Here is a 19,486-nt window from a genome sequence, read left to right as displayed (position 1 = left end):
TTCGCGAGCAAGCCCGCTCCCACAAGGTATAGACCAGGCTGAAGAAATCATTTGGTCCACACACATATCCAGTGTGGGAGACATTATAGGGTCCATGCACAAATCCACTGTGGGAGCGGGCTTGCCCGCGAAGAGGCCGGGACTGGCAACACAAGCCTTCCTGCCAGACCAATCACTTCACCCAGACTGGCCCCACTGCTCCATGTCAGCTAGCATCGCCCTTTTGCCAGGACTGTCGACCATGAAGATCGTCTCCTTCAACATCAACGGGCTGCGCGCTCGCCCGCATCAGCTGGCGGCGCTGATCGAGAAGCACCAACCTGACGTGATCGGGCTGCAGGAAACCAAGGTCCACGACGAGCAATTCCCCCTGGCCGAGGTGCAGGCCCTGGGCTATCACGTGTATTTCCATGGGCAAAAGGGCCACTACGGTGTCGCCCTGCTCTCCCGGCAAGAGCCCCTGGCGCTGCACAAGGGTTTTGCCACCGATGACGAAGACGCTCAGCGCCGCTTCATCTGGGGCACGTTCGCCGACGCCAATGGCGTGCCGGTGACCATCATGAACGGCTATTTCCCCCAGGGCGAAAGCCGTGACCACCCCACCAAATTTCCGGCCAAGGAGCGCTTCTACGGCGATTTGCAGCAATTGCTGGAAAGTCAGTTCAGCAATGATCAGCCGCTGGTGGTGATGGGTGATGTGAACATTTCCCCGGAAGACTGCGACATCGGCATCGGTGCGGACAACATGAAACGCTGGCTGAAAACCGGCAAATGCAGCTTCCTGCCCGAAGAGCGCGAGTGGATGGCACGCTTGAAGAACTGGGGCCTGGTGGACAGCTTCCGTCACCTCAACCCTGAGGTGGCTGACCGCTTCAGCTGGTTCGACTACCGTAGCCGCGGCTTTGAGGATGAGCCCAAGCGCGGGCTGCGAATCGATTTGATCATGGCGTCCCGTGGCTTGTTGCCGCGGGTGAAGGATGCGGGCGTGGATTACGAACTGCGCGGGATGGAAAAACCCTCGGACCATGCGCCGATCTGGCTCGAGTTGAGCTAAAAGCCAAACATCGTAGCCTGCGGCGCAAAAAAACCGCTGAATGGCGTTTTTTGCGTGTTATCTGCCGCTTTCTGCCTTGCTTCGTGCGCCTGGGTCTACGATTCTTCAAGGACAACGACAACACCTGAGTAACCGCCATGAAAACCGTCGCCCAACTGCTAAAGTTAAAGGCCCAGCAAAATCAGGAAGTCCATACCATTGCGCCTCATCAAATGGTGCTGGAAGCGCTGATGGTCATGGCCGCGAAAAACGTCGGCGCATTACCGGTCGTGAAGAATGGCGAGGTCGTCGGCATCATCAGCGAGCGTGACTATGCGCGCAAACTGGTGCTCAAGGGCCGTTCGTCCGTCGGTACGCCGGTCGAAGACATCATGGTGTCACCGGTCATCACCGTGGACACCCACCAAACCGTGGAAACCTGCATGAGCATCATGTCCGACAAACGCCTGCGGCACCTGCCGGTGGTGGAAGGCGGTGCGCTGATCGGCTTGCTGTCGATCGGCGACCTGGTCAAGGAAGCCATCGCCGAACAGGCCGAGCTGATTCGGCAGCTGGAGCAGTACATTCGCGGGGAATAACCTCAAAACACCACCCATCAACTGTGGGTGGTGTTTTCAGGACGGCCAATGCCGGGCAAAGACCGGAGCCAGCGTCGGGTGGCGGTCGATTCGTTCCAGCCACGCAAAAAATCCCGGCCGGGTACTGCGCAAATGCTCACGACTGCCCGCCCATCGCGTCACCACCGCCGCCAGTACATCCAGGGCTCTGGGGGTTTCATCGCCCAGATACAACTCGCCCGAGAACTGATCGGCAAACACCTCCCAGCTCCAATGCAGGCGCTTGCGAGCGCCGGCCATGAGGTTGTGCCTGGACGCTTCATCCGCCTGGGCCAACCAGCGTTCGGGGTAATCGATGATGCCGATGGCCGCGTAGCAATTGCTGACGATGTACACCAGGCCGCGGATGGCCTGATCACGCTCGGGGGCTTTTTCCGGTAGCAGCTTCGAAGCGGGAAAGGTCAGCCCCAGGTGAATCAGGATCGCTGCACTCTCGGTGAGAATGCGACCATCGGGCAGTTGCAAGGTTGGAATCTGCTTGAGCGGGTTGAGTTTCTCCAGCGCCATGGCGTCCTGCGGGGACGACTCGACATCGATGAAGCGGTAAGGAATCTCGCAGAGCTCGAGTGCTGCTTCGATCGCGGCCGCGCCGGAGTTCTGGTGTCCGTAGAGCTGGTACATGGTGCGGCCCCCCTGGCGAGGCAAGAATATAGTCAGTAGAGGCGCGCTCACCCGCCCTCGCTCCACTTCATTGAGCGAACATCGCCCGCTAACAGTGTAGAAGTGCGCAGGAATGTCGGCAATAATCCGCGACTCATGCGATGCCCGCCCCTATAGGAGCTGGCTTGTCGGATCGCCGCACCGTAGCGAAGGCGGCCTCGAGTCTTGCAGTGCCCTTGAAGACGCCTTCGCCAGCAAGCCGGCTTCCTACCTGGCCCGCGCCATACACCGCTGATAACGCTCATCGACCCGTTTGGCAAACCACGCCGTGGTGAGTTTGCGGGTGATTTTCGGGCTCTGCAGCACGATCCCCGGCAACACCGCTCGTGGCAATGAACGCCCCTCGGCCTGTTCGGCCAGCTCGAAGACTTGCCGATACAACTCACTGTCCTCGAACTCGAGGCTTTTGCCCTCCTCCAGCTGATTGCGGATGGTCGGATTGCGCATGCCCAATTGCTTGCCGAGGGTGCGCACCGCCAATTCCGTGGTGCCGGGCATGATCGAATCATAGCGGACCAGATCGCCATCCAGCGCCAGCGGAATGCCCGTCGCACGACTCACCGCGTTCTGGAACGCGGCATTGCGGCTGGCGTACCAACCGGCATTGAAATCGGCGAAGCGGTACAGCGGCTGCTTGTAGCTCACCGGGTAACCGAGCAAGTGGGCGATGCCGAAATACAGGCCACCGCGACGACTGAACACTTCACGACGAATCGAGCCGTCCACCGGGTACGGATACTCCCGGGCCTGCTCCTCGGCGAAATCGATGCTGACCTGCATCGGCCCGCCGGTGTGTACCGGGTTGAAACCGCCGAACAACGTGCGGCCCATGGGCACCATGCCGATGAAATCATCGAAGATCGCACTGAGCTCTTTTTCGCTGCGCGCGGCTTGCAGGCGGTCGCTGTAGCTTTTGCCGTTGCTGGAACTCACCTGCAACGCACCGCTCACCAGCAGGCCGGGGATGTGGGCCTTGGCGGCCCGGCGGTCGATTTCGTCGCGGGCGATCCTGCCCAGGCCTGGCACCGGGGGATCCACCTGAAAGGTCGACTCCTGCTCGGTGACCGCCAGGACCGAACACAGGTTTTGCGTGGAGGGGTAGATGTTCTGGGCGAAAAAGGCAGCATGGATGTCGGTGGCCCAACCCTGGCGGTCGACGGTTTTGGCCGGCAGCAGGCGCACGATCTCGGCCCTGACCTCGGCGGGCTTGCGCGCCGGTGGCTCCTGGATGCGTTGAGTACCGCAACCGGCCAGGACCAGCAGCGCGGCGATACTCATGATCAATCGATTGGCTTGCATGGTGCTCCATCAAATCCGTTGAGCCGGGTTAACCATACGATCAATGGCATGGCGCAGGCTATGACTGTGCCGACGAGGCTCTGTTCCCTTTTCCATTGGGCAGTCAGCCTGCCCCTATGCATGGACTGGACCATACTTGATCCATAGATCGAGGAGGACCGGCGCATGAACCGTAGCGACGTACTGATCATCGGTGCCGGCCCGACCGGACTGGTACTGGCGCTGTGGCTGAGCAAACTCAAGATCCGCGTGCGCATTATCGACAAGTCGTCGAGCCCCGGCACCACGTCGCGGGCGCTGGCGGTGCAGGCGCGGACCCTGGAGCTGTATCGCCAGCTCGACCTCAGTCAGGCCGTGGTGCAGAACGGCCATCGAGTCGGCGCGGCGAACTTCTGGGTCAAGGGCGAACCGGTGGCGCGCTTGCCACTGAGCAGCATCGGCGAGGGTCTGACACCCTACGCATTCCTCGAAATATACCCACAGGACGAGCATGAACGGCTGCTGATAGAACGCCTGGAAGCTTTTGGCATCAGGGTCGAACGCACTACCGAGCTGGAGGGTTTCGAGGAAACCGGCGACGGCATCAGTGCCCGCCTGCGCTTGCCCGATGGCCAGCTGGAAATCTGCCAGACCTGTTACCTGGCCGGTTGCGACGGTGCCCGGTCGATCGTGCGCAAGACCCTGGACACCGGATTTCCCGGTGGCACTTATCAGCAGATTTTCTACGTCGCCGACGTGCAAGGCAGTGGGCCGACGTTCAATGGCGAATTGCACGTGGACCTCGATGAGGCGGATTTTCTCGCGGTGTTTCCGTTGGCCGGTGAAGGTCGTGCCCGGCTGATCGGCACGGTGCGCGATGAACGCGCCGAGCGCGCCGAAACCCTGCGTTTCGAAGACGTCAGCAGCCGGGCCATCGAGCACATGCAGGTACAAATCGAACAGCTGAACTGGTTCTCGACCTATCGCGTGCACCATCGGGTGGCGGATCACTTCCGCACCGGGCGCGCATTTCTGTTGGGCGATGCTGCCCACGTCCACAGCCCCGCCGGCGGCCAGGGCATGAATACCGGGATCGGCGATGCCATCAATCTGGCCTGGAAACTCGCCGCGGTATTGAGCGGTGGTGCCGAGGCCCGACTGCTCGACACCTACGAACCCGAGCGCATGGCGTTTGCCCGCAAACTGGTTGCCACCACCGACCGCGTGTTCAGTTTCGTCACCGCCGAAGGACGCCTGGCCGATTTGTTGCGCACGCGGGTGGCGCCGTTTCTGATCCCCAAGGTGGCGTCACTGGAAACGAGCCGCGAGTTCCTCTTTCGCACGGTGTCGCAAATCACCCTTGATTATCGCGCGATGCCGTTGAGCAAAGGCGTGGCCGGGCATGTGCATGGTGGCGACCGGTTACCGTGGGCCCACGATAGTGAGGGGGACAATTTCGAATCGCTGAAGTGCCTGACCTGGCAGGTGCATGTGTATGGCGACACCAGCGATGAAATGATTGCCTGGTGCAACGAACATCATTTGCCGTTGCACCTGTTTGGCTGGCGTCCGGCATTTGAAGCGGCGGGCCTGGGGCGCAGCGGGTTTTATCTGTTGCGGCCGGATACCTACGTGGCGATTGCCGAGACGTGCTCCGATCCGAAGGTGATCGAGCGGTATTTCCGGGATCACGGGATCAGGCCGTTTTTCGGTTCTCTTTGATTCACCACAGTCCAAATGTGGGAGCGGGCTTGCTCGCGAAGGCGGTGTGTCAACTAATACATGTGTCGACTGACACACCGCCTTCGCGAGCAAGCCCGCTCCCACAGGGGTCCAGGTTAATTTGAGACTGGTTTGGGGATTTCCAGCCCGCGCATCACCGCCGGCCGCGCCAGGAAGCGCTCCAGCACCCGTGTGACGTTGGCGAAGTCCTTGATGCCCACCAGATCCCCGGCCTCATAGAAGCCGATCAGGTTGCGCACCCAGGGAAAGGTCGCGATGTCGGCGATGGTGTAGCGCTCGCCCATGATCCAGTCGCGTCCCTCCAGACGTTCGTCGAGCACCTTGAGCAGGCGTTTGCTTTCTTCAACGTAGCGATCCCGGGGACGCTTGTCCTCGTAGTCCTTGCCGGCGAATTTATTGAAAAAGCCGACCTGACCGAACATCGGCCCGATACCACCCATCTGAAACATCAGCCACTGGAGGGTCTCGTAACGAGCGGCCGACTCCTGGGCCAGCAATTGCCCGCTCTTGTCGGCGAGGTAGATCAGGATCGCCCCGGACTCGAACAGCGGCAACGGCTGGTCGCCCGGTCCATGGGGATCGAGGATGGCGGGAATCTTGTTGTTGGGGTTCAGGGACAGAAATTCGGCGGACAGCTGATCGTTGGTATCGAAGCCCACCCGATGCGGCTCGTAGGGCAGCCCGATCTCTTCGAGCATGATCGAGACCTTGACGCCGTTGGGGGTCGGCAAGGAGTAAAGCTGGATCCACTCGGGGTATTGGGCCGGCCATTTTCGGGTGATCGGGAACGCGGACAGATCGGTCATGGGGCAGAATCCACGGCAAAATTGAGACCGTTGATCATAATGCAGGCGCTGGCGGAGGCTACGATCTTTTGGCGTTATCGATATTGCTGATGGGCAAGATCAAAAAATCGCCACATTCGTTATCGCCATCACCTGTACCCTGTCCATAAATCCGCAACATTCTGTCAATAACCTTTGCCCCAATCCGATCAAGATTGCCGCTAAAGTGCTGCGCTCGGATCGAACCAAATGGGCCCGGGAGACTCTAAGGGACCGGCCCCCATGACATGGAAAAACACCCGCAGCCGGGCTGCTCGCGGTGTAGAGGTTTGTCAGCCTTAACCGAATGCGCCGAAGATCACCTATACACATGATGAACCCTTTGAAATTCGCCAAACGCTTCAAACATCGCGCGTACATTTTCCTGCCCTCCTTGCTGGCAGTGAGCGCGCTGTTCCTGTCGCTGGAATCGAGCGAAAGCCGCGCCCAACCGGCGGACGGCACCCAGACGCTGGTATTCCTGCGCCACGCGGAAAAACCTGCCGGCGGCCTGGGCCAGCTCAATTGCCAGGGCTTGAACCGCGCCATCGATCTGGCCACCTTGCTGCCGGAAAAATTCGGCAAGGCCAATTACGTGTTTGCCGCCAACCCGACGCGCAATGTCGAAGAAGGCGAGCTGGACAATTCCTACAGCTACATCCGTCCCTTGATGACCATCAGCCCCAGCGCCATCAAGCTCGGTTTGCCGGTGAACATCAATTTTTCGGCCAACGACACCAGCGACCTGGCCGATGAACTGCTGCACGACAAGTACCACAACTCGGTCATCTACACCGCCTGGTCCCACGGCTACCTGCCGGAACTGATCAACAAGGTCGCTGGCGAAGCCGTCGGCAAGAAGCAGAACATCACCGATGACTGGGATTCCAGCGACTACGACTCGCTGTACGTGCTCACGCTGACCTGGCACAAAGGCAAGGCCAGTCTGGTGAGCCACAGCTACAAGCAAGGGCTGGATAATGGTCTGGAGACTTGTCCGACCTGAGTTGTGATTTTGGCGGTGTTTCGAGTTTTGTAGTGCCTGTGCCGGCCCCATCGCGGGCAAGCCCGCTCCCACAAGGGGCAGCGTCGATCCAAAATCTGTGTTCCACCACAGACCACTGTGGGAGCGGGCTTGCCCGCGATGGGGTCGGCACAAACACCATCAACCTCGCAGGCTGACACGCTCGCGCAGGTACTCAAGCACAGCCCCCCGCTCCCCCGCAAACTCGATCCGCGCCCCCTTCTTCTCCCGCTGAAACGCATACATCGGGTCGTAATACTCGCTCAACAACCCTTCGATCCAGCCCCGGTGCAGATCCACCGCCCCACTGCGCGCCTGCTCCGCCAGGGCATCTTCCATCAGGATCAGCATCCGCCGATGACGCTCACCGCCCAGGCGCTTCTGCACATTATTCAGGCTCGCCAGCAACCGCTCGGAAAACAGCCCGAAGCCTTCATCGCCATGCGCCCCCACGAACTCGGCGCACAAATCCACCACATAGTCGCGCAGGATCCGCTCGACCCGTCCCTCCAGGCTGTCTTCCAGCCAGACCATCGCAAACTGCTGCATGCCCTGATACAGCGGCAACGGCAGCGCGCAACTGCCGATCGCGCGGCTCTCGTCTTCCAGCACGAACTGCTCGATGCCACGGGCGCGCTTCTTCAGCACGTCCACGGCCAGGCGGTTTTCAAAGTCGATGTTGGAGGGTTGGCCGGTGGCGCGTTTGCCGAAGCTGGAGCCGCGATGATTGGCGTGCCCTTCAAGGTCCAGCGCGTTGTTCAATTGCGTGAGCACTTCGGTCTTGCCGGTGCCGGTCATACCGCCCAGCAACACGAAATCGCACTGGGCAATGGCTTGCTCGACCGTGTCCAGCAAGAACGTGCGCATCGCCTTGTAGCCGCCACCGACTCGTGGATAGTCGATCCCCGCCTCGTCCTTGAGCCATTGCTGGACGATCTGCGAGCGCAAGCCGCCGCGAAAACAGTACAAATACCCATCGGGATGCGCCCGGGCAAAATCGGCCCAGGCCCGGATGCGCTCGGCCTTGATCTCGCCGCAGACCAATTGATGCCCCAGGCTGATGGCGGCTTGCTGACCGTGCTGCTTGTAGCAGGTACCGATCCGCTGCCGCTCGTGGTCATTCATCAGCGGCAGGTTGACCACGCCGGGGAATGAACCCTTGAGGAATTCGACCGGCGCACGGGCATCCATCATCGGCCGGTCATTGAGGAAGATGTCGCGGTAATCGGTACAGGCGAGTGACATCAAACCACCTCGACCGCGTGGGTCTGTCGCTCGATCAATGCACCGATCGGCTCAAGATTCAGGCCCAGTCCGGCGGCCACTTCGAGGAAGTGTGCGTTGCCTTCAGGGGTGACTGCGATCAGCAGGCCGCCGCTGGTCTGCGGGTCGCAGAGCACGCGTTTGTGCAGTTCCTGCAGGCGTCCGAGCTTGCTGGCGTAGCTGTCGAAATTGCGCAAGGTGCCACCGGGAACGCAGCCCTGTTCAAGGTAGTACTCGACACCCGGCAAGCGCGGCACACGGTCGTATTCGATGCGCGCGGTCAACTGGCTGCCATCGGCCATTTCCACCAGATGCCCCAGCAGGCCAAAACCGGTGACGTCGGTCATCGCGGTCACGCCATCGAGCTTGCCGAATCGGCTGCCGGGTTTGTTCAGGGTACACATCCAGTCACGAGCCAGGCCGATGTCGGCGTGGCGCAACTTGCCCTTTTTCTCCGCGGTGGTGAGGATACCGATGCCCAGGGGTTTGGTCAGGTAGAGCAGGCAACCGGCGGTGGCGGTGTCGTTGCGCTTCATGTGGCGCTTTTCCACCAGCCCGGTCACGGCCAGGCCGAAGATCGGCTCCGGCGCGTCGATGGAATGCCCGCCGGCCAACGGGATCCCCGCCTCATCGCACACCGAGCGCCCGCCGCGAATCACTTCCCGGGCAATTTCCGGCGCCAGTACATTGACCGGCCAGCCGAGGATGGCAATCGCCATCAGCGGATCGCCGCCCATGGCGTAGATGTCGCTGATGGCATTGGTCGCGGCGATGCGGCCGAAATCGAACGGATCGTCGACGATCGGCATGAAGAAGTCGGTGGTCGATACCACGCCGCGCTCTTCATCGATGGCATACACCGCTGCGTCATCGCGTGAGGCGTTGCCGACCCAGAGTTTCGGATCAAGGTTCTGCGCCCCGCTGCCGGCCAGGATCACCTCCAGCACCTGGGGAGAAATCTTGCAGCCACAGCCTGCGCCGTGGCTGTACTGGGTCAGACGGATCGGCTCGCTCATTGGGGGAACACCTCGTGAAGTCATAGCCCAAGAGTCTACAACAACCCCGATTTTCAGGTGCTGCCGCAGCCGTCCGACAATCCGAATGAATTTTCCGCGACGCCGACGATCCCTCTATTACCACAGGGAGGAATACGGGCTCTATGAACAATGCAAATCTTTTCGTCATTGAATACACCCTTCATGGCGCTCCCAAGTCGTTCATTATCCGCCTGGAAAAAATGGATAATGCGCAGGCCTGGCATTGGGCGAGCTGCGACGCCGGCGTGGGTCGGATCCCGCGCTTCGGCCGGGAAAAGGTGCAAAAGACCAGCAAGCCGATGGCGGAGAAATTCGGCGTGGAGAACGTCAAGTGGCGGCCGGCGAATTGACCGGTCGCGCCCGTTCCGGACATTGGGAGGAACCAGTACATGACAACGACGCCGCTCACCAGCCAGGCACACATCGACTACGGCCTCGATACACTGTTCGGGCGAGTCACCAAAAGCGCCGAGTGTCAGGTCGGGCTGGAACAAGTCGAACATGAGCCGACACGCTTCGCGTTACGCGTGCAGCCACCCTTGCCGCCGGATCTGGAACAGGCGAAAACGCTGGTGGTCATGGTTGAAGGACGACGACTGAATGGCGTCGTCCGCCATACCAAACGACTGGATGATCAAAGCCTGAAACTGGAAGTGGAGCCCGAATAGGCTCCACTTTACCTGGATGAGCTATTTGCCGTGGGCGCACTTGCAGCCTTTGCTGGCGCACTCTTCGCCGTGCTCATGGTGCTTGGCGCAGGCTTCGCAGCAATAGTGCTTGCCGTGGCGAGCGATCGGATGTTCGCCCAGCTTGCAGAAACATTTGGGGCAGTCGCAGATGCTTTCACTGTCGATCATGAGTCTGACTCCATTGTGGTGGTCGTCCGGGGCTGTAATGCTCACCGTAATACCAGTGTAGGAGCTGCCGCAGGCTGCGATCTTTTGATCTTGTTTTTGAAAAGCAAAATCAACAGATCGTCCGAACGCGGCCCGAACCTGCGGCGCCCCCCCCGTGGATTGGCGTGGTTAAGGCTTTAACGACACGCCGACGTGAAGTCAGAGGACCATCGCCGCCACCCAGCCAAACCCCAGCAACGGCAGGTTGTAATGCAGGAAAGTCGGGACCACGGTGTCCCAGATGTGGTGATGCTGGCCGTCGATGTTAAGGCCGGAGGTCGGGCCGAGAGTCGAGTCCGAGGCGGGCGAACCGGCGTCACCCAGGGCGCCGGCCGTACCGACGATGCTGACGATCGCCAGCGGGCTGAAGCCCAGTTGCACGCACAGCGGCACGAAAATAACCGCCAGGATCGGTACCGTGGAAAACGACGAGCCGATGCCCATGGTCACCAACAGGCCCACCAGCAACATCAGCAACGCGCCGACGGCCTTGCTGTGGCCGATCCACGAGGCTGAGGCTTCGACCAGCGTCTGCACCTGCCCGGTGGCTTTGATCACTTCGCCAAAGCCTGAGGCGGCGATCATGATGAAGCCGATCATCGCCATCATCTTCATGCCTTCGGTGAACAAGTCGTCGGTGTCGCGCCATTTGACGATGCCCGACACCGAAAAAATCAGAAACCCTGCCAGCGCGCCGATGATCATCGAGTCCAGCAGCAACTGAACGATGAACGCTGCGGCGATGGCCAGGCCGGCCACCATCAGGCTCAACGGGTTGTACTGCACCGCGACCTGCTCGACCTGTTCGATTTTTTCCAGATCGTAGACACGCTTCCTGCGGTAGCTGATAAACGCTGCACCCAGGCCGAACACCATGCCCAACGCCGGAATGCCCATGGCATGGGTGACGTTGATGCCGCTGATATCGACGCCGCTGCGGGCAACGTTGGCCAGCAGGATTTCATTAAGGAAAATGTTGCCGAAGCCAACGGGCAGGAACATGTACGGCGTGATCAGGCCAAAGGTAATGACACAGGCGATCAGCCGGCGGTCCAGTTGCAGCTTGGTCAGCACGTATAACAGCGGCGGCACCAGCAGCGGAATAAAGGCGATATGTATCGGCAAGATATTCTGGGAGGCGATGGCCACCACCCAGAGCAAGCCGATCAGCAGCCACTTGACCTGACCGCCACCGCTGGCGTGCTGGCGATCGACCATCGCCAGGGCCTTGTCGGCCAGGGCATGGGCCAGGCCGGACTTGGCAATCGCCACCGCGAACGCACCGAGCAAGGCGTAGGACAAAGCCACCGTTGCGCCACCGCCGAGGCCGCTGTTGAACGCCTTGAGCGTCGCGTCGATGCCCAGGCCACCGGTCAGACCACCGACCAGCGCGCCGACAATCAGCGCGATCACCACATGCACGCGGGACAGGCTGAGTATCAGCATGACGCCGACCGCGGCAATTACTGCATTCATCATCAAGACCTCAAGACAAACGGAATGAGTCCGGCCGGCAGTCTGCGAGAGCCGCCAGCGGATTGAAGAGTGGGTTTTATTAGAGGGCGCGCACTGTGCCGCAGAGTCACCCCCATGTCAAAGCCCCTGCGCGATCCCCTGTAGGAGCTGGCTTGCCAGCGAAAGCGGTAGCACATCCAACACATATGTTGGCTGTCAGGACGCCTTCGCTGGCAAGCCAGCTCCTACAGGGGACCCGCGGGGGGATTGAGATCGGGGTCAGCGCTTGGGCAATTCGATTACCACCTTCAACCCGCCCCACTCGCTCTCTTCCAGCCGCAACACCCCGCCCCACGTTTCAACGATGTCGCGCACAATGCCCAATCCCAACCCATGCCCATCGGTCTGCTCGTCAAGCCGCGTACCGCGACTGAACACCTGATCGCGCTGGTCCTCGGGAATCCCCGGCCCATCATCTTCCACGCTTAGCTCAAACCCTTGCGCCGTCTCGACCACGCTCAGGCGAACTTCGGCATCCGCCCACTTGCAGGCGTTGTCCAGCAGGTTGCCGAGCAACTCCAGCAAATCCTCCCGGTCCCACGGCAGTTGCAAACCTTGCGGCGCCACGTAGCTGAGGTCCAGGTGCTCACCGTGGATCATGTTCAAGGTCGCCAGCAACCCCGGCAGTTGCGCGTCGCAATCGAACAGCGCCCCCGGCAGTGTGTCGCCGGACAACCGGGCGCGGTTGAGTTCGCGATCGAGCCGCTGCCGCACCTGCTCGAGCTGCGCCTGAATCACCTCGCGCAGTTCCGGGTGGGCATCGAGCTTCTCGCTTGAAGCCAGGCTCAACAACACCGCCAACGGCGTTTTCAAGGCGTGCCCAAGATTGCCCAAGGCATTGCGCGAACGCTTGAGGCTGTCTTCAGTGTGGGCCAGCAAATGGTTTATCTGCGCCACCAACGGCTCCAGCTCCACCGGCACCCGGTCATCGAGTTGCGAGCGCTGCCCCTGCTGCAATTGGGCGATTTGTTCACGGGCCTTTTCCAGCGGACGCAAGGCGCGGCGCACGGTGACCCGCTGCAACACCAGAATCAACAGCAACCCCGCCAGGCCCAGGCCAAGACCGACCTGTTGCATGCGCAAAAAGCTCTCGCGCACCGGGGTGTAGTCCTGGGCGACGCTGATGGAAATCGACTGGCCCAGGCGGCGATAGTCCGAGCGCAATATCAGCAGCTGCTGCCCTTCCGGCCCCAGTTGCAGGTTGCTGTGCAGGCCGGGCTGGTCCAGGCGCGGCAGTTCCTGATCCCACAGCGAACGGGAGCGCCAATGGCTGTCGGCGAAATCGATGCGGAAATAATGCCCGGAAAACGGGCGCTGATACGCCGGCGACAAGTGCCGCTCATCCAGCTGCAACCCCTGCGGCCCGCGCACCAGCGCCACCAGCAGGCTTTCACTGTCGTTGCGCAACCCGGCCTCGAGGTAGCGCTGCAAACCCATTTCGAACAGCCACAGACTGGTCTGCGCCAGCACCAGGCCGACGATCACCATCACGCTGATCAGCCCCAGGCTCAAGCGGCGCTGGATCGACCTCACCGGGCTTGCCCGCCGAACAGGTAACCCTGGCCGCGACGGGTTTCGATCACGCTTCGCCCCAGTTTGCGTCGCAGGTGGTTGACGTGGACTTCCAGCACATTGGAATCGCGCTCGGTTTCACCGTCGTAGAGGTGTTCGGCGAGGTGGCTTTTGGACAGGATCTGTTCGGGGTGCAACATGAAGTAGCGCAACAGGCGGAATTCAGCCGCGGTGAGCTGGATGTCGGCGCCGTCGCGGGTCACGCACTGACGGCCTTCATCCAGGTGCAAACCCGCCGCCTTGAGCGTCGGCTGGTTGGCCTGGCCGTGGGAGCGGCGCAACAGCGCCTGGACCCGCAGGTGCAATTCTTCAGGGTGGAAAGGTTTGGTCAGGTAATCGTCGGCGCCGGCCTTGAGGCCTTCGATGCGCTCGGCCCAGGAGCCGCGGGCCGTGAGGATCAGCACCGGTGTGACCAAGCCGCCGGCCCGCCATTGCGCCAGTACTTCGAGCCCTGGCAGACCCGGCAGGCCGAGGTCGAGGATGATCAGGTCATAAGGCTCGCTGCTGCCTTGGTACACCGCATCGCGACCGTCCGCCAGCCAGTCCACGGCATAGCCCTGGCGGTTGAGGCCGGCCATCAGTTCGTCGGCCAGGGGCACGTGGTCTTCCACCAGGAGCAATCGCATGGGTCAATCTTCCTTGTCTTTCAGTAACTGGCCAGTGCTGGCATCGAGGTCCAGCTCACGGACCACACCGTCGGCGGTCAGCAGCTCGACTTCATAAACGTAGACATCGTGCTTTTCCTCGAGCTCGGCTTCCAGCAGCTTGGCCCCGGGGTAGCGGTCCAGCGCCTGCTGCAACAGCTGCTCCAGCGGCAGAATCACCCCTTGCTGACGCAGGCGCAGGGCTTCGTCCTGATCCAGGTCCCGGGCCATCACCGCCGAGCACACAACCAGAAGCGCCAAGGCCAGGCGGCTGCAGGCGCGCCGATTTGCAAAACAAAGCACCTTCATTACGTATCCTGATGATCCCTGAGCACCTGCCCGCTGACAGCGTCCAGTTCCAGGTCCCACTCAATGCCCTGTGGATCGCGCATTTCCACCTGATAGATGTACTTGCCGTACTCTTCTTCCAGTTCGGTTTCGGTGATGGTGGAACCCGGATGTTTGGCCAATGCGATGGCGTTGAGCTTCTCGAAAGACACAATGGTACCAGCGTCACGCAGTCTCAGGGCTTCATCGGGGCCCAGGTCGCGAGCCTGGGCAATGCCGGCGGTCAGGGTGATGAGGGTGGCGGTGAACAGGGCAGTCAAGGTTTTCATGGGTGTCTCCGTATTTTTATGTGCTGCTTACGGGAGCCACTTTAGCGATTTCAACTTAATTGAAACTGAATTGCCATCATTGGCGATAGCACCACAACATCACGGATACGCCCCGCCCCTGTAGGAGCGAGCTTGCTCGCGATGAACGATAGGACGCCGCGTTACTTCAGACACCCCGCGTTACCGTTAACCGCCGTCGCGAACAAGCACATTGATCGTGGGCGCTTATAATCCCCCGCTCGCCAGAAATAGAGACCGGTATGACCGCCATCCACATCAAGTTCCCGTCCCTGACCCTTAAAGCCGGTTCCCGTGCCTTCGCACGCATTCGTGCAAACGGTTTGAGCGCCGCCGACGTCGGCACGCTGCCCGGCGCCGCCGGTGGCCCCAAGGCGCTGGGCATTCAAGGGCTGGACCTGGCGCTGTTCGGCGAATGGCTGCCGGCGGCGCCAAGGGAACGCTCATTGATCGGCGCCTCGGTGGGCGCCTGGCGCTTTGCCAGCGCCTGCCTGCCGGATGCCGCCGAAGGCATTCGCCGCCTCGGTCATCTGTACACCGAGCAGCATTTCGCCAAGGGCGTGACCATGGCGCAGATCAGCCAGAGTTCCCGGCGCATGCTCGATGAACTGCTCGACGGCCGCGATACCTCGATCTTCGACAACCCTCATTACCGACTGAACATCATGGTGGTCAAGAGCCACGGTCTGTTGGCGGACGATCATCGCGGCCGCTTGGGGCTGGGGCTGTCGTCGGTGATTGCCGACAACCTGCGCGGCCGCGCGCGACTGTCACGGCATTTCGAACGGCTGATCCTCCATGACCCGCGCCTGGCGCCACCGCTCAATGCGTTGAACGATTTCCCGTCGCGCTTCGTTGCGCTGGATGCCGGCAATCTGCGCCAGGCTTTGTTGGCCTCGGGCTCGATCCCGATGGTGATGGAAGGCGTGCGCGACCTGCCGGGCGCAGGCTCAGGAACTTTCCGCGATGGCGGCCTGCTGGACTATCACCTCGACCTGCCCTACAGCGGCACCGACGTCGTGCTCTATCCACATTTCACCGACCGGGTCATTCCCGGCTGGTTCGACAAGACCCTGCCATGGCGCCGCGCCTGTCCTGCGCGCCTGCAGGATGTCCTGCTGCTGGCACCGTCAAAGGAATACCTCGCGCGCCTGCCCTACGGCAAACTGCCGGACCGTAATGATTTCAAGCGCTTCGCGGGCGATGCCCCGAACCGAAAAAAATACTGGCGCGCAGCGATGGACGAAAGTCGTCGGCTGGGTGACGAGTTCCTCGAACTAGCCGTCAACGGTCGTCTCGGAAATCACTTGCTGACCCTTTAGTCAGTGTTTTCCCGCAAGCCCAAACGCAAACTGTTAAACTCACAGTCTGCCCACATCGCCGCGGCGATCGCCACCTGACAGAGCTCAAACCACTGTGGAAATCTTCAAAGAGTTTACCTTCGAATCCGCCCACCGCCTGCCCCACGTCCCGGAAGGCCACAAGTGCGGTCGCCTGCACGGTCACTCGTTCAAAGTGGCGATCCATTTGAGTGGCGATCTTGATCCGCATACTGGGTGGATACGGGACTTTTCGGAAATCAAGGCGATCTTCAAGCCGCTGTATGAGCGGTTGGATCATAACTATTTGAATGATATTCCGGGGTTGGAGAATCCGACCAGTGAAGTGTTGGCCAAGTGGATCTGGGGGGAGTTGAAGCCGTTGTTGCCGGAGCTTAGTGCGATTCGGATACATGAGACTTGTACGAGTGGGTGTATTTATCGCGGGGAGTGAGCTATCAGTTAAAAACCACCGACTGCGTGGTTTTTTATCGAGCTCGGTAGAAAAAACCATGAAGTTTCACAACTGCTGGCCGGGATGTTTTCTTTGGACATGTAGCTTTAGAGAGTAGTGAGTTGCCACTCCCACATGACAGTCACCCACCGTGCAATAGAGCTTGGGCTTATGAGTTTGAGCATGCCTAAGCATATCGAATCCGTGCGCAAATTTTTTATCACATCCCGCGCCCATGCAAGCAAATGGCTTTTCACCGGTATGAGTTCGCATGTGACGACTTAACTGACTCCGCCGAAGAAACGACTCATTACATCCGGCCTCTCCGCAGCGATAGGGTTTTTCACCTGTGTGAGTTCGCTCATGTGCTTTTAAATTAGACGGATCTGTAAACGATTTAGTACATCCTTCCTCTCCGCAGCGATAGGGCTTTTCATCCGTATGAATTAGCACGTGACTCTTTAACCTATTCAGCCGACTAAACGATTCGGTACATCCGGCCTCTCCGCAGCGGTAGGGCTTTTCACCGGTATGAATTCGCTCATGTTGTTTTAACTCAGACGAATGCTTAAAGGATTTATTACATCCCGCCTCACCGCAGCGATAGGGCGTTTCGCCTGTATGCACTCGTTGATGTCTTTTTAAGTTTTCTTTTCGTGTAAAAACTTTGCCGCATGTGGGGCAAGCAAGCGGATCTACCACCCCAGCCCCGGCTGGTTGAACAGGCAGGGGAGGCGATATTTCTCCTGCCAACGCCCTCCCAAAATTCAACTCCGTCAGAGTCGCCGGCGCTTCAAACAATCCACCGAAACTCAATGCGGAAGATGGTGAGTTGAAATCGCCCGCGTCGATTTCGATTGGATTCAACTGACTCCCGTTCGGCATTACAAGGCTATTGAGCACGGCTTCAGGTACCGAGTCTTGGGACTCATCCCCAAACAATGACCCCACCCGCCCATCCGCATCCACCCTCCTCACCGGCGAGTTCGCCACAAAACCATATAGATTCAACCCATCCACCGCCCCCGCTGGTCGGGGTTGATCCAGCGACTCAGCCACGGCGCGAAGTAGCGATAACCGTAGTAATACAACCCCGTGGCATCGCGCTCCTTGCCCGAGTAACGAATGGTTTTGTACGCGCCGCTCTGGTCGCTGTGGTCCTCCCAGGCTGTGCCGCCAAATGGGTAATACCCTTCGCGGCTCTGCACGTTGGCGTGTTCGTCGAGTTCCAGGGTGCCGGAGCCGAGATGGTCGGTCAGGTGATAACGCAGTCGAAAGGCCGGGGCATCCGTCCCGTGCAGCCATTTCACCCGATTGCGCCCGGCGTCGAGGTCGAGCACTTGGTGTTGCTGGCTGCCTTGGCGGTAGTGGATTTCCAGCCCTGGCAGGTAGCGCACTTCGGCGAGCAGTGTATGAGCGGCGGCCAATGTGGTGCGGAGCTTGCGCAGACGTTTGCCTCCGCCGCCATAGAGGTAGCGTTCGCGGTCGTCTTCTTCGCCGTCACGCACCACCGGCGACACGCTGGACAACTGGTTGCGCAGGTCCCAGGTCAGGGTTTGGCCACGCTGCAAGCATTGCAGGTTGCCGTTGTCGTCGAACCCGTTGGCGAAACCCGGCGGCTGGTCATCTTCGAGCAGGCTGCGGTTGCTGTTAGCCGCTACGGCCCAACGCCGGGTGAACGGCTGCGCGCCCAGGTGCCGCAGTTCGGTCATGTTGCCGGCCGCGTCGTAATCGTATGCTTCCTGGTAGTTGAGGACGGCATTCGCATTCGTCGAGGCTCGATAGTCAGCGATGGGATGAAGCGCGGCTTTCTCAGCCTCCCAGCCGCTGGCGCGGATCAACTGGCCCAGGGTGTCATAACCGTAGCGGCAGGTGGGCTCGAGGCGCTGGTTCTTGAAGTAGCGGATCGGCAGGGCATGGTCGTCGATCTGCAGGATATTGCCGATTGCGTCGACCTGGTACTGCAGGTCCTGCAGCGGGGCCGCCCCCGGCAACCCGGCGGATAGTCGCAGCAGCCGGCCGTCCTCCAGCGCGTAGTTGGCTTCGGTGACCACGCCATTGCCGGCGGTTTCCCGTTCGACCTGGCCGCCGGGGTTGTAGCGGATGTCATGCACCAGACACTGCCCCGGTGCGGCGCCATTCGCCGGTTGCAGCCAACCTGCCTTGAGCTGTCCGGCCACGGTGTAGGTGAAGTGTCGGCGATGGTTTTTGGCGTCGGTGAGACTCAGCAGATCGCCGGTGGGGTTGTAGCGCCACCGGCTTTCGAAACCAGGGCCAGGCTCAAGTAATGCATCGCGTTCGCTTGCCATCAACGGCCAATCCGGTGGATCGAGGCTGGTCAGAAAGTGGCTGATCTCACTTTGCACCAACCCCAGCACATCGTACTCGGGCATATGCCGGGTACCGGCCGGATCGTCGTGGCGGATCACCCGGCCACACTGGTTGCCGAGGCTGAAATCAGCATCAACGGCGCCATACTCGAAGCGCTCCACCACCCGTGCCGCGTTACCGCACGCCTGTTCCTTCACCGCCAGCGGTCGCAGCGATCGGTCGTACTCGGTGTCTTGCCGGGAGCCGCGACTGTCCCACCGACTCAAACTTTCGTCCGCCTGCCCCAACAACGATAACCGCCACCCGGCATCGGCGCTGTCACTCCCCACTACTTTCCCCGAGAGGCTGAAGCCATGGCTCAGCGCCGGAGCGCAACCGTTCGCCCACAACCGCGCGTCCCACTGATCAATCCCGCGCCCCGCCGCATCGAACGCGTGACGCGTCACCCGAGTCTCGGGTGTGTGCTCAATCTCCGCACGCCAATACGCCACGCTGCGCACCGCAAGGTGGCGCGGGTCAATGACCGCGAGGGTGGGTGTCTTGTGATGCAAGCTGATGGTGTCCATGGGCTATGGATACCATTGGCAATCAGCAGCGGTCTACTGTCAGAAATTACAGGT

The 19,486-nt window shown here is 60.7% G+C and carries 21 protein-coding genes; 8 read left to right on the top strand and 13 right to left on the bottom strand.

Annotation, left to right across the window (positions count from 1 at the left end; translation table 11 throughout):
• The first annotated feature begins 241 nt into the window (after positions 1–241).
• The gene (gene xthA / locus F8N80_RS11665; protein ID WP_150747373.1) at positions 242–1,054 is read left to right on the top strand and encodes an exodeoxyribonuclease III; all 813 of its coding nucleotides are present in this window, start codon (positions 242–244) and stop codon (positions 1,052–1,054) included.
• A 137-nt stretch (positions 1,055–1,191) separates the two neighbouring features.
• A complete protein-coding gene (locus F8N80_RS11660; protein WP_150747372.1) occupies positions 1,192–1,632 on the top strand; it encodes a CBS domain-containing protein in 441 nt (146 codons plus the stop codon).
• Between the two features lie 36 nt (positions 1,633–1,668).
• On the opposite strand, the gene F8N80_RS11655 is transcribed toward F8N80_RS11660, so the two are convergent.
• Both F8N80_RS11655 and F8N80_RS11650 read right to left on the bottom strand, forming a co-directional pair.
• A complete protein-coding gene (locus F8N80_RS11655) occupies positions 1,669–2,292 on the bottom strand; it encodes a glutathione S-transferase (RefSeq protein ID WP_150747371.1) in 624 nt (207 codons plus the stop codon).
• A 246-nt stretch (positions 2,293–2,538) separates the two neighbouring features.
• Positions 2,539–3,630 carry a DUF1615 domain-containing protein gene (locus F8N80_RS11650; RefSeq protein ID WP_150783915.1) on the bottom strand — a complete coding sequence of 364 codons (1,092 nt, stop codon included), beginning with the start codon at positions 3,628–3,630 and terminating at the stop codon, positions 2,539–2,541.
• 165 nt (positions 3,631–3,795) lie between these two features.
• Here F8N80_RS11650 and F8N80_RS11645 point away from each other — a divergent pair, with 165 nt between their 5' ends.
• Complete coding sequence (locus F8N80_RS11645) at positions 3,796–5,331, top strand: FAD-dependent monooxygenase (RefSeq protein ID WP_150783914.1); 1,536 nt, start codon at positions 3,796–3,798, stop codon at positions 5,329–5,331.
• 116 nt (positions 5,332–5,447) lie between these two features.
• Here F8N80_RS11645 and F8N80_RS11635 read toward each other — a convergent pair whose 3' ends face one another.
• Positions 5,448–6,158: a glutathione binding-like protein gene (locus tag F8N80_RS11635; protein WP_150747368.1), complete on the bottom strand. Its 711-nt coding sequence runs from the start codon at positions 6,156–6,158 to the stop codon at positions 5,448–5,450.
• A 352-nt stretch (positions 6,159–6,510) separates the two neighbouring features.
• Between F8N80_RS11635 and F8N80_RS11630 the strand changes: the two genes are divergently transcribed.
• Positions 6,511–7,182, top strand: a complete 672-nt coding sequence (locus F8N80_RS11630; RefSeq protein ID WP_440131184.1) for a histidine phosphatase family protein — start codon at positions 6,511–6,513, stop codon at positions 7,180–7,182.
• Positions 7,183–7,341: 159 nt separating this feature from the next.
• Here the strand turns inward: F8N80_RS11630 and mnmH are convergent, their stop codons facing one another.
• Both mnmH and selD read right to left on the bottom strand, forming a co-directional pair.
• Positions 7,342–8,445, bottom strand: a complete 1,104-nt coding sequence (gene mnmH / locus F8N80_RS11625; RefSeq protein WP_150783912.1) for a tRNA 2-selenouridine(34) synthase MnmH — start codon at positions 8,443–8,445, stop codon at positions 7,342–7,344.
• On the bottom strand, positions 8,445–9,479 hold the full coding sequence (selD, locus tag F8N80_RS11620; protein ID WP_150747365.1) for a selenide, water dikinase SelD: 1,035 nt from the start codon (positions 9,477–9,479) through the stop codon (positions 8,445–8,447). The genes mnmH and selD overlap by 1 nt, the downstream gene beginning before the upstream one ends.
• A gap of 143 nt (positions 9,480–9,622) precedes the next feature.
• Here selD and F8N80_RS11615 point away from each other — a divergent pair, with 143 nt between their 5' ends.
• Both F8N80_RS11615 and F8N80_RS11610 read left to right on the top strand, forming a co-directional pair.
• Positions 9,623–9,850, top strand: a complete 228-nt coding sequence (locus tag F8N80_RS11615) for a DUF6555 family protein (protein ID WP_150747364.1) — start codon at positions 9,623–9,625, stop codon at positions 9,848–9,850.
• Positions 9,851–9,889: 39 nt separating this feature from the next.
• Positions 9,890–10,168, top strand: a complete 279-nt coding sequence (locus tag F8N80_RS11610) for a hypothetical protein (RefSeq protein WP_150747363.1) — start codon at positions 9,890–9,892, stop codon at positions 10,166–10,168.
• Between the two features lie 21 nt (positions 10,169–10,189).
• Here F8N80_RS11610 and F8N80_RS11605 read toward each other — a convergent pair whose 3' ends face one another.
• The 6 genes from F8N80_RS11605 to F8N80_RS11580 form a co-directional block, all read right to left on the bottom strand.
• Positions 10,190–10,357 carry a metallothionein gene (locus F8N80_RS11605; RefSeq protein ID WP_150783911.1) on the bottom strand — a complete coding sequence of 56 codons (168 nt, stop codon included), beginning with the start codon at positions 10,355–10,357 and terminating at the stop codon, positions 10,190–10,192.
• A gap of 198 nt (positions 10,358–10,555) precedes the next feature.
• Complete coding sequence (locus tag F8N80_RS11600; protein ID WP_191632909.1) at positions 10,556–11,872, bottom strand: Na+/H+ antiporter family protein; 1,317 nt, start codon at positions 11,870–11,872, stop codon at positions 10,556–10,558.
• A 258-nt stretch (positions 11,873–12,130) separates the two neighbouring features.
• Positions 12,131–13,444, bottom strand: coding sequence for a sensor histidine kinase (locus tag F8N80_RS11595; RefSeq protein ID WP_150783909.1), 1,314 nt, complete (start codon positions 13,442–13,444; stop codon positions 12,131–12,133).
• Positions 13,441–14,109, bottom strand: a complete 669-nt coding sequence (locus F8N80_RS11590) for a response regulator transcription factor (RefSeq protein ID WP_150747360.1) — start codon at positions 14,107–14,109, stop codon at positions 13,441–13,443. Before F8N80_RS11590 ends, F8N80_RS11595 begins: the two co-directional genes overlap by 4 nt.
• A 3-nt stretch (positions 14,110–14,112) precedes the next feature.
• Positions 14,113–14,436 (bottom strand): PepSY domain-containing protein, encoded by a 324-nt coding sequence (locus F8N80_RS11585; protein ID WP_150747359.1) that lies wholly within the window; start codon positions 14,434–14,436, stop codon positions 14,113–14,115.
• Positions 14,436–14,744: a PepSY domain-containing protein gene (locus F8N80_RS11580; RefSeq protein WP_150747358.1), complete on the bottom strand. Its 309-nt coding sequence runs from the start codon at positions 14,742–14,744 to the stop codon at positions 14,436–14,438. The genes F8N80_RS11585 and F8N80_RS11580 overlap by 1 nt, the downstream gene beginning before the upstream one ends.
• A 260-nt stretch (positions 14,745–15,004) precedes the next feature.
• Between F8N80_RS11580 and F8N80_RS11575 the strand changes: the two genes are divergently transcribed.
• On the top strand, positions 15,005–16,084 hold the full coding sequence (locus F8N80_RS11575; RefSeq protein WP_150783908.1) for a patatin-like phospholipase family protein: 1,080 nt from the start codon (positions 15,005–15,007) through the stop codon (positions 16,082–16,084).
• Positions 16,085–16,178: 94 nt separating this feature from the next.
• Entirely contained in the window at positions 16,179–16,535 is a 357-nt protein-coding gene (gene queD, locus F8N80_RS11570; RefSeq protein WP_017339724.1) for a 6-carboxytetrahydropterin synthase QueD, read from the top strand.
• A gap of 66 nt (positions 16,536–16,601) precedes the next feature.
• Here queD and F8N80_RS31515 read toward each other — a convergent pair whose 3' ends face one another.
• On the bottom strand, positions 16,602–17,402 hold the full coding sequence (locus tag F8N80_RS31515; RefSeq protein WP_224790672.1) for a C2H2-type zinc finger protein: 801 nt from the start codon (positions 17,400–17,402) through the stop codon (positions 16,602–16,604).
• A gap of 140 nt (positions 17,403–17,542) precedes the next feature.
• A complete protein-coding gene (locus F8N80_RS11565; protein WP_224790671.1) occupies positions 17,543–19,432 on the bottom strand; it encodes an RHS repeat domain-containing protein in 1,890 nt (629 codons plus the stop codon).
• Between the last annotated feature and the right edge of the window lie 54 nt (positions 19,433–19,486).

The organism is Pseudomonas fluorescens (assembly GCF_902497995.1).
GTDB lineage: Bacteria > Pseudomonadota > Gammaproteobacteria > Pseudomonadales > Pseudomonadaceae > Aquipseudomonas > Aquipseudomonas fluorescens_BK.
Note: the sequence above shows the minus strand (reverse complement) of the source record. Positions and strands in the feature narration are given on the sequence as shown.

Excerpts from the sequence above, each read along its gene's own strand:
- xthA (WP_150747373.1), top strand. The coding sequence starts at position 242 with ATGAAGATCGTCTCCTTCAACATCAACGGGCTGCGCGCTCGCCCGCAT.
- F8N80_RS11660 (WP_150747372.1), top strand. The coding sequence starts at position 1,192 with ATGAAAACCGTCGCCCAACTGCTAAAGTTAAAGGCCCAGCAAAATCAG.
- F8N80_RS11655 (WP_150747371.1), bottom strand. The coding sequence starts at position 2,292 with ATGTACCAGCTCTACGGACACCAGAACTCCGGCGCGGCCGCGATCGAA.
- F8N80_RS11650 (WP_150783915.1), bottom strand. The coding sequence starts at position 3,630 with ATGCAAGCCAATCGATTGATCATGAGTATCGCCGCGCTGCTGGTCCTG.
- F8N80_RS11645 (WP_150783914.1), top strand. The coding sequence starts at position 3,796 with ATGAACCGTAGCGACGTACTGATCATCGGTGCCGGCCCGACCGGACTG.
- F8N80_RS11635 (WP_150747368.1), bottom strand. The coding sequence starts at position 6,158 with ATGACCGATCTGTCCGCGTTCCCGATCACCCGAAAATGGCCGGCCCAA.
- F8N80_RS11630 (WP_440131184.1), top strand. The coding sequence starts at position 6,511 with ATGAACCCTTTGAAATTCGCCAAACGCTTCAAACATCGCGCGTACATT.
- mnmH (WP_150783912.1), bottom strand. The coding sequence starts at position 8,445 with ATGTCACTCGCCTGTACCGATTACCGCGACATCTTCCTCAATGACCGG.
- selD (WP_150747365.1), bottom strand. The coding sequence starts at position 9,479 with ATGAGCGAGCCGATCCGTCTGACCCAGTACAGCCACGGCGCAGGCTGT.
- F8N80_RS11615 (WP_150747364.1), top strand. The coding sequence starts at position 9,623 with ATGAACAATGCAAATCTTTTCGTCATTGAATACACCCTTCATGGCGCT.
- F8N80_RS11610 (WP_150747363.1), top strand. The coding sequence starts at position 9,890 with ATGACAACGACGCCGCTCACCAGCCAGGCACACATCGACTACGGCCTC.
- F8N80_RS11605 (WP_150783911.1), bottom strand. The coding sequence starts at position 10,357 with ATGATCGACAGTGAAAGCATCTGCGACTGCCCCAAATGTTTCTGCAAG.
- F8N80_RS11600 (WP_191632909.1), bottom strand. The coding sequence starts at position 11,872 with ATGAATGCAGTAATTGCCGCGGTCGGCGTCATGCTGATACTCAGCCTG.
- F8N80_RS11590 (WP_150747360.1), bottom strand. The coding sequence starts at position 14,109 with ATGCGATTGCTCCTGGTGGAAGACCACGTGCCCCTGGCCGACGAACTG.
- F8N80_RS11585 (WP_150747359.1), bottom strand. The coding sequence starts at position 14,436 with ATGAAGGTGCTTTGTTTTGCAAATCGGCGCGCCTGCAGCCGCCTGGCC.
- F8N80_RS11580 (WP_150747358.1), bottom strand. The coding sequence starts at position 14,744 with ATGAAAACCTTGACTGCCCTGTTCACCGCCACCCTCATCACCCTGACC.
- F8N80_RS11575 (WP_150783908.1), top strand. The coding sequence starts at position 15,005 with ATGACCGCCATCCACATCAAGTTCCCGTCCCTGACCCTTAAAGCCGGT.
- F8N80_RS11565 (WP_224790671.1), bottom strand. The coding sequence starts at position 19,432 with ATGGACACCATCAGCTTGCATCACAAGACACCCACCCTCGCGGTCATT.